A 9202-nucleotide genomic window follows, 5' to 3' on the forward strand; every position below is an offset into this window, starting at 1 on the left:
ATCTATTTATCCTACTTTTCCTACTTTTCCTACTTTTTCACTCGCTGTTTTGATGGTTATCTTGCAAATACTGTCTAGAGAAATCAAGTCCTTGTCTTTACTTGAATTTGTACAAATGTGATTAAATAATGTAATATTTTTAACTTGTATAATTTATGACTTTTTGGTTGGTACGTTGCAAAATATTATCGATTCAGTAGAACTCTAAATACTGAGTATTAATAGTTGTGGAATTACTTTTAATCAAGACTTGGTTGAAAATGAAAACTTGGCAGAAATGATGCACAAGCAAAGCCCAAATAAATACGGTTGCAAAATGTATAATTTATTTTGTTTTGTACTTGTATATCACATAAGCAATGCAGAACTTATCTAACAAATGTATTCTGATTACTAGCTGCTACTAAGAAAAGGGAAGATTTTCTAACTGTCTTGATACCCATTGAGGAGTGAAAACACTGCGGTAAATCGGATTTTTTACTCTCAGATAGCCGTTATAATTTCCCACTAGACCAGATAGCAACAGTTCTGTCTGTTCTTCACTATTATCGGCTGGTATCAAGTTATCTATCGGGTTCCTATTCTTTAGTTCCTCTACTTGTAACACCTGTTGATAAATTTTTAATAACTTTCCTGCTTTGCGTTCGTCAAAAAGTAAGCGATCTCTTATGGTACGGAGATGTTCAGGTTCATCTTGGAATTCCCAATGTTGAATAATGCGCGATCGCACCAATTGTTCTACCCAATATCCTTCAGCACCGTTCGGGATGGTAATTGTTTCCTTATAACTTTCTAAAACAACTTGCACAACTAACTGACAAAGCTTTTGGGTGAGAAACGGTTGTCCTCCTGTCCAATGAATAATATACGCCAATATTGCCTGTGGCTGGCTAACTACTTCTTCTAAACCTTCAGCTAAGGGCATAGCTTCATCTAATTGAAAGTCATATAATTTAATTGCTTGACCAATGTTAAAGAGAGTTCGATGTCGATCGACAATTAAGTTAGATGGACTGGCTACACCAAACAAAGCAAAACCCAAGCGTTGAAAACTTGGGTTGTGTGCTTGCTGCTCATAACAGTAACGAATCCAGATAAAAAAATTGTTGACCGGGAAATTCAAACTTAGCAGGCTATTAATATTGTCAATAAAGATGAAAATGCGATTATTTGGAATTTCTCTCAACAACACCTGTTCAACAAATTGATACATTCGTTGTACAGGATCGAGTTCTGATTGTTGCTCCCACCAACTTTCAAAATTAATCCGTTCTGTCAGATTTAACTTGTGAAACAAGCTGAAAATAATGCCTTTATACCATTGTATAGGCGTAATTTGATTAGTACCTAATAGGAATGAATTCAAATAAACACATATATAATTTTCTTTTTCTAAGCGATGAATAGCCCGGTGTAGTAGAGATGATTTACCTGTTTGGTGGGAGTTGAAGACATAACAAAAGTCTCCGGTTTTTAATCCAGTATAAAGTTGTTCGTCTGCTTGACGGACAATATATGTAGAGTCATCATACTTCAGGCTACCACCAACCTGATATTTCATAGTCAAGTCAATTCCCATAAATAGGGATACTTGTATTTTTATAACCAATACTATATTTAAACACAAGAATATTCTGATACAATTTCACTATTATGCTCATTATTTTTACTTTTAATTAAGTTTTAATTCTCTTATCTTTACTTAGATTATCTGATGGCGATCGCCCGTATTTCATCACTATTAGAAAGTAGCTGATTTCTAATTTTTATGCTATATGCCGAGCTTTCTTAACCATTGCACTTACTTTTAATTGCGTTTAAATTAAACTCTAAAGAAAGCAAAAAATTTGCAATTGCCCAAAAAGAAATAGTCCCAAAGCTAATCAATATATCACTTGCAAGCTTATCTTCTCTTACCTAAAAATAAAAATCAAGGAAAGTTAAGACATTTAAGTAAATTCTTGAGACAGTTAAGACAGTTAATAAAAAAGTAAGTTATATTCTGAACTAAAAAATGAAAAAAATTCTGAACCTTATATTTTCCACCTATAAATAAACATAGATGTAAAAACCATGAATTTACAGTTTAACACCGGAACTAGTCTAAGTTTCGATAGCAAACATGGGTTGATAAATTAAAATAATGACGCAATTATTATAAATAAAGCAAATGCCATTGTTAAGTTGTAATAAAAAGCCTGAATTTACTCAAATTTATAACTGACCTTGAGATTTCCTTTCTGACGTTTTGCTTTAGTAACTACTACACTTTTTAATTCATTAAGTGATTTCAAATGAGTCCCCCCACATGGAGTTGGATGAAGATTGCCAATTGTCACTACTCTCAAAGGTTTTCCTGGAGGTAAATTGTTGGAGATATTAGACCAACGTACTGCTAATTCTTCAGGTGTAATTAGTGAAGCTTCTACACTGCTAACTTCATTTAAAGCTTCACTAATTTTTGTATTAACTTCAGCAATAAATGTTTCCGTATTTTCAAACGAAGGGCTTCCTTGAAACTCTACATAGGAACCATCTGGAAAATGATACCCTTTAACTGCGATTAAATTTTTATCAAGGGATTCGACTATCGTGTACATAAGATGTCCAGCTGTATGAGCCTTAGCATTTTGCATACGATGGGCTTCATCAACATATAAAGTTACTTCTTCGCCTTTTTCTAAAGATACAGATGAAAAATCTCCATAATGACGAACATCTCCATCTACAAAGCTTACGAAAGTGATTGGAAGCTGAACTCCTTTTGCTTCAATAGTGCCTATATCTGAGGGCTGACCACCACCCTGCGGATAAAACACAGTGCTACCGAGTACACAATAATAACCCCGTTCATCATCGGCAACATACTCAACATGAGCCTTATCAGTAAATTTATAGGTGTCTTCAAGATAAGTAAGTACTGTGGACATAGACAAATCTCTCTACTTGGCTTTAATAACAATTATTGAAAAAAGACAATTCTAGCAATTGTCTTAAGCTATTACAAGTTATCATAGTATGTCATGTCAATTTCGTCTGCGGTTAAAGTATATTTTATTTTGACTATATTGATTACTATTAGAAGTTGTCTTTAGATCAAAGTAGCGATTACTAATTGTATCTCTTAAGTAAGTCGGTGAAAAAATTCAATGTATATGAATAAATATAAATTAGCTGGAAATATTAGCACCGACTTACCTATAGGTTCTGAGAAAGCCTTTACGACCAAAAGACTAAATCACCTCCTGGCATTTTTCCAATAAAAGAACTAATTGTTATACGTTCTCCAATACCTGGTAAGACTTCATGAAAATTACGGCTGTTAAAGATGACTAAATCTCCTGCGAGTGGAATATTATGTTTTACTTCTGAGTTGGCTATTAAGGAATAATCGTAGCCATAGGAACCAGGAGTTTTATATTTTTCATCTTCGGGCTGCCACTGTCGGTTGTAGACTTTGCAGACACCTCCTTGGCTAGGCGCTTTTACATAGAGATTCCATACTAACTGTGAGGTAATATTTCCTATTCCCCAATTTGGAGCATCTAATTGAGCAAAGTCTATGTGTAGTAAGGCAACATTAATATGACGTATCAATCCGGCAAAATAATACTCACAGGCTTCCTTTTCGTAAGCAATCTGTACTTGATTTGATACATTCTGACGCAGAATTGTTGTCAAACGTTTTAGCGGGTCGAAAGAAAAGGAAGCCACCTGATTATAAGTTTTTTTGGCTTTTTTAACTGCATCAAAGTATCTCAATTTATCCCTATTTCTATGTTCAAATTGGGTAATTCCAATTCTTCCTATTGGAGGTTCCACATTTTTATAAAAATCAAAACCAACTTTTTCAATTGCCAGAGCTAATTTGTTACATTCTTCAGACGAAGCAAATTGAGAAATGCGAATTGATGGAATATCATTTCTCAGCAATGCTTGGAAATTTTCCTGGTTCATTTCACAGTCATTTAAGGTTTGCCACTTAGTTGCTCTTAGCATGGGAAATTTCTCACTCATAATTTTTTATAAATTAAATTGTTAAAATACTTATTCATTTCATATTTAAGCTAGTAAAAAAGTTTGGCGATCGCGATCGTCCACAAGAGTAGGGGAACTTGCCTTTTCCACCACGCGCACAATAAAAAAATTGAGGATTTTAAATGTTTGCCAAAAGTTGCTTCATCTTAGCTCCTAACGGATGGTAGCCGCTAAACTCTCACCCATTTCAAAACTTTGGGATCTTTATCATAACGATAAGTTAAGCCGTCCCTAGTAGTAATAGATTCCCCTTTGCTTGCCTTACTTCTAATAGTGGAAACGGAATAGGAAGTTAATTCATTAATTTCCTTATGAGAAAGCCTTTTGCTTGTACTGATTTCTGACTCATTTTGGGATTTCTCTTGAGATGAATTATCTATTGTGATTTCAGTATTTTCGGAAGTATTACTGACAATTTCCTTTGCTTTTTGCAACCGATAATCCTGCACAGGTACAAGTTGCCAACTAGAATCTTGTGACAGTTCTAAAACCCATTGATGATAATTAAATAGACTTTCTCTATGTCCAACACTAATAAACGTTGTTTTGGTATCTTGTAACTGTTGATATAAACTTCCTTCATTTGTTAAATCTAAGGCACTTGTTGCTTCATCTAAGATAGTAAAGTTAGGATGAGTAACTAATAGTCGTGCAAAAGCAAGGCGTTGTTGTTCTCCTAGAGATAATATATTTTCCCAAGGAACTTCAGTATCAAAACCTTCAACTCGACTTAGCAAGTTTTGCAAGTTTACTTGTTGCAAAACGTCTTTGAGTTCTGCGTCGGTCATTTGACGATTCGTATTAGGATAAAGTAATTGTTCGCGCAAAGTCCCTAAAATGATATAAGGCCGTTGGGGTAAGAATAATACTTCTTTTAGGGGAGGTCGTACCAAACGGCCAGTTCCCGCATTCCACAAACCAGCGATCGCTCTCAACAGAGAACTTTTACCTCGACCACTCGGCCCGATGATTAATAAACCTTCTCCAGGCTGAACGTTCAATGACAAGTCTTCAACGATTACCTGCTCATAGTTGGGTGTTTGTAAAGTGACATTCTCAAAAGCGAATTGATTTTCCTCTATTGTTTTAATAGTACTGACATTCTCGGGTTGTTTGGTAACTGCTTCTAAGGCATCTGAAAACTCAGATAAACGCTCAACATAACTAGAAAATCTTCCAGAAACGCCAAATTCACGGATTAATTCTTCTAAAGCACCAGCAAACATATAGCAAGATGCAATAGCTTGTCCAACTTGTCCGAAATCAATTTCACCTTTAATATATAAAGGCGCGAGTACTATGAGTGTGATAAATTCGATAGCAGCCCGATATCCTCTGTTAAAAATTTCCTTACTTCTCTCCCAATCAATCCTCTGTTTAATATCGTTTATTAAATTAATAAATCGGCGTTGAATTATATTTAGTTCCTGTTTTTCCCCTTGAAAAAAAGCTATAGACTCAGCGTGATTACGAATATGAGTTAGGGCATAAGCATAATCGGCTTTAGATTCAAGTTCTGCCTGATTAATCTTAATCAATCCTTGATTTAAATAAGCAGCAATTAAGTTGCCTATAATCGTATAGATAAGCAGAGCCACAGCTATCTGTTGGGAAATTGTCCAGACAACTACTAAAAAAGTTATCATTTCCAGTATTTTTTCTAGCAAAGTAGCTGAAAAGCTGAGGGCACTACTAGTAATTGGTTCAATTTCTTGAGATAAACGTTGATCTGGGTTATCAATATCGGCTTGAAAATTAATTTTATAATAAGCACGCTTGTTCAAATATTTATTTAAAATCTGATTATTCAGCCATTGATACCAATCAAGAGCAAGTTTTCTTCTAACAAATTTAGTAAATCCTACTAAAAGCGTTATCAAAAGAAGTCCAACAGCATAAATTGATATATTATAAGTAAATTTAGAATAATCTTTTTCTTGAATAATCACATCGATCAAATAGCGATAAATAAAACTATTAAAAGTAGTTACAGCTACAAGTGCGATGATTAGCAATATTAGGAGAATAAGCATTCCCCAGGCGCGAATAACGTCTGAAAATGCTCTTTCTCCTGGTTTTGTTGGATACCAATAAGGCCCAGCGATCGCTTTTACATCTTCCCAGAATTGGATAAAACTTGAAAATGCATTTGTTGAGGGTTGAGCTTGAACAACTTGGGTTGGCATATTTGAGACATAAATTAAAATCTTTTATCAAAATTAATACTTTTTAGTGTTGACTAATTAGTAATAATCACCGAATTAAGAATCCTACTCAACACTAATTTTTCAACTGATTTTCCCTATTTGTTGAGTGCGGCTTAAGGCAGCAAGCACTGCATTAGAAATGACAGTTCGCATTCCACCTTTTTCTAACTCGTAAAGACCAGTAGCAGTCACTCCCCCAGGACTAGTTACCTTGTTTCGTAAGACTGCTGGATGTTCATCAGTCTGAAACATAAGTTCTACACTGCCAGCAATAGTATGCAATGTTAGTTCTTGGGCTTGTGCGCGAGTTAAACCCATCTGAACCCCAGCATCAATCATTGCTTCGATGTACAGAAATATAAACCCAGTCCCGGCGCTACTCAACGCCGTTGCCATATCAAGGTAATGTTCATTTTGAGTAGCAAATTCCTTGCCTAATGCTTGTAAAATGACTTGGGTATGCGATCGCTGTATCTCTGTCACACTTGATGATGCGCTCCACACCGTAGTTCCATGACCAACTTGTACTGCAATATTCGGCATTGTACGCACAACAACAGGATGATTCAACCCTTGGCACAGAGATGAAATACTCACTCCACCCACAATACTAATTACTAAAACATCAGGTGAAATTTTATCCTTCAACATAGCCATTACAGAGGCTAAAACCTGCGGCTTTACTGCCAATATCACAATAGATGCACCTTCTACAGCTTCGATATTCGAGCTTGTAGTACGTACTCCATATTCCTTCTCTAAATGAAGGCATCGCGCAGAAACTGGATCGCTGACTATAACTAGATCGGGTTTTTGAACAACCTTTGTTGATAACAATCTACTAATTATCATTTCGCCCATCGTGCCACCACCGAGAAAGGCAATTTTTATTTCTCCGAGCATATATTCTCCTTATTTAATATGTTGTTGGCATCAAGATAGATTGGGCTGAATCACTGCTTTTAATACAGATCCTTGCTCTACATCCGCCAGCGCTTGATTAATTTCTTGTAGTGTGTATGAGCGACTAATTATGCTTGACCAAGCAATATTTTTATTGGAATCACTATGACGTTTTAGTAATTCAATCATTCTGTAAAAATGACTGAAATCAATTCCCCAAGTCCCGCGAATATCAATATGTTTTAGATTAATCTCCAGGTGGGGATTGATCAGAATCTCACCCGTGTTTGTGTAATGCCCGACAATAACATAGCGACCTCCATTTCTCGTCATATTCAAACCTTCTTTGACAGCAATGGGAATGCCTGTGGCTTCAATAGTGACATCAGCACCGTGTCCGTGCGTCAATTCCAAAACTCTTTCAATATGTTGTTGTGGATCGTTAGCCTCAATTACAAGGGTTTCATCTACACCGAAAGATTTGGCAACGATTAATCGGCTCTCATATTTATCAATGACAATTACTTTACCCGCACCTGATAGTAAAGCTAGAATTGCTGCACTCAAACCCACAGGCCCGCAACCCTGCACCACGACAACATCACCAATTTGAATCTGCGCTCGATCGATAGCGTGTAGTGCAGTTGGTAAAGCACATCCTCCAGCAATGAATTGCTTTGGTGAGACTTCTTCGGGTAAAGTTAGAACTTTAACTCCTGGTTTGAGGTAAATCAATTCAGACCAACCACCCAACAACCCATCTTTCGCTGAGTAGGTGACACCATAAACTTTGCGTTGTGGACAGCGAGTGGATGCCTTGGCTACTAGACAATACCAGCAGTTGTAACAGGTTTCGTGTACATCCAAAAAAGTAGCGATCGCTCCAGGCTGAATTAATTTACCATTGACATCACTAACCTGGCCACCTGTTTCTACTACACGACCGACTGAGAAGTGTCCAGGAATAATTGGATAGGGTACTCCCTCTAAATGCCCACGTAGTAAATGTACATCAGTTCCACAAACTTCACTATATATGGTTTCAATAATGATTCCACCCTTTTCTAAAATAGGGTCTGGTAATTGTTGCACTTCAACTGGTTGATTAGGTGCAGTCATCACAGCTGCTTTGGGCATGAATCATTACCTCACTGTATTTTCCAAATTGCCGTTGATGTAGAGACGTTGCATACAACGTCTCCACAGGGTTTTGGTTCAAGACCAGAAAATAATTTCACCGTTAGGAAGTAAGCCAATCATGGAAGTGAAAGCCACACGTTGTCCATGCATCGGCTCAACATAGTGAAAGTTGCTTGTATTGAAAAGCAATACATCTCCGACATAAGGTTGAAAGGAGATCGTATCCACATCAGCAATTACTGTATCACTATATCCGTAAGAATCGAGTTTATATTGCTCATCGCTTGGTTGCCAACGGCGATCGTAAATGCACGTTTTACCATGATTGTTGTCAGACAATTTCAAATACAAAGTCCAGGAAAGTTGAGTGGTAATTGTGCAAATTTCCCATTCAGATTGCTCTAATGGAGCAAAATCAATATGAAGTTGCGTACCATGCTCTATTTTTCTGATCAATCCAGCATAATAACTACCGTAAAATGGTTCCGAAGCAATTCGCACTTTCGCGCCACACTCTCGGAACTTCTCCATTATGCGCTCCAATGGATTGAAGGAAGCTGCTGTAATAGAGTCTCTTAATTTAGTAGCTCTTTCTACTTCTTTAAAATAAGCTGCTTTACTAATGCTGTTGTATTCAAATACTGTGATGCCAACTTTTTCAATTTTAGGACTCACATCTTGATAAGCATTAAAGTTGAGCAATTCAGTTTGAGCATATAACATTTCACACTCTTCGGGTGTAGCAAAATCTTTCAGCCGAATCAGAGGAATTCGTTGTTCAAGCAACATTTTTAAAGATTCTGCGGTTAAGGGAAACTCTTGTTTTTTATCCCATCCTGTCGATTTAATCTGGTTATAAGCAGCAGTCATAATACAGTTCCTTACATTTAAATTTCAAGTTTTAACTTTGGTCA

Annotated in this window: 7 protein-coding genes; all 7 read right to left on the minus strand. The window is 36.4% G+C overall.

Annotation, left to right across the window (positions count from 1 at the left end):
• Window positions 1-403: 403 nt before the first annotated feature.
• Entirely contained in the window at window positions 404-1561 is a 1158-nt protein-coding gene (locus V7K45_RS06705; RefSeq protein ID WP_335001612.1) for an AAA-like domain-containing protein, read from the minus strand.
• Between the two features lie 643 nt (window positions 1562-2204).
• Complete coding sequence (locus V7K45_RS06710; protein WP_335001614.1) at window positions 2205-2930, minus strand: alanine--tRNA ligase-related protein; 726 nt, start codon at window positions 2928-2930, stop codon at window positions 2205-2207.
• A 289-nt stretch (window positions 2931-3219) separates the two neighbouring features.
• Complete coding sequence (locus tag V7K45_RS06715) at window positions 3220-4017, minus strand: 2OG-Fe(II)-dependent halogenase WelO5 family protein (protein WP_335001616.1); 798 nt, start codon at window positions 4015-4017, stop codon at window positions 3220-3222.
• Between the two features lie 191 nt (window positions 4018-4208).
• Window positions 4209-6224: an ABC transporter ATP-binding protein/permease gene (locus V7K45_RS06720; RefSeq protein WP_335001618.1), complete on the minus strand. Its 2016-nt coding sequence runs from the start codon at window positions 6222-6224 to the stop codon at window positions 4209-4211.
• A gap of 102 nt (window positions 6225-6326) precedes the next feature.
• The gene (proC, locus tag V7K45_RS06725) at window positions 6327-7148 is read right to left on the minus strand and encodes a pyrroline-5-carboxylate reductase (RefSeq protein ID WP_335001620.1); all 822 of its coding nucleotides are present in this window, start codon (window positions 7146-7148) and stop codon (window positions 6327-6329) included.
• Window positions 7149-7178: 30 nt separating this feature from the next.
• Entirely contained in the window at window positions 7179-8285 is a 1107-nt protein-coding gene (locus V7K45_RS06730; protein WP_335001622.1) for a zinc-binding dehydrogenase, read from the minus strand.
• A 78-nt stretch (window positions 8286-8363) separates the two neighbouring features.
• Complete coding sequence (locus V7K45_RS06735; RefSeq protein WP_335001624.1) at window positions 8364-9158, minus strand: 2OG-Fe(II)-dependent halogenase WelO5 family protein; 795 nt, start codon at window positions 9156-9158, stop codon at window positions 8364-8366.
• Window positions 9159-9202: the final 44 nt, after the last annotated feature.

It is taken from the genome of Nostoc sp. (genome assembly GCF_036917375.1).
GTDB lineage: Bacteria > Cyanobacteriota > Cyanobacteriia > Cyanobacteriales > Nostocaceae > Nostoc.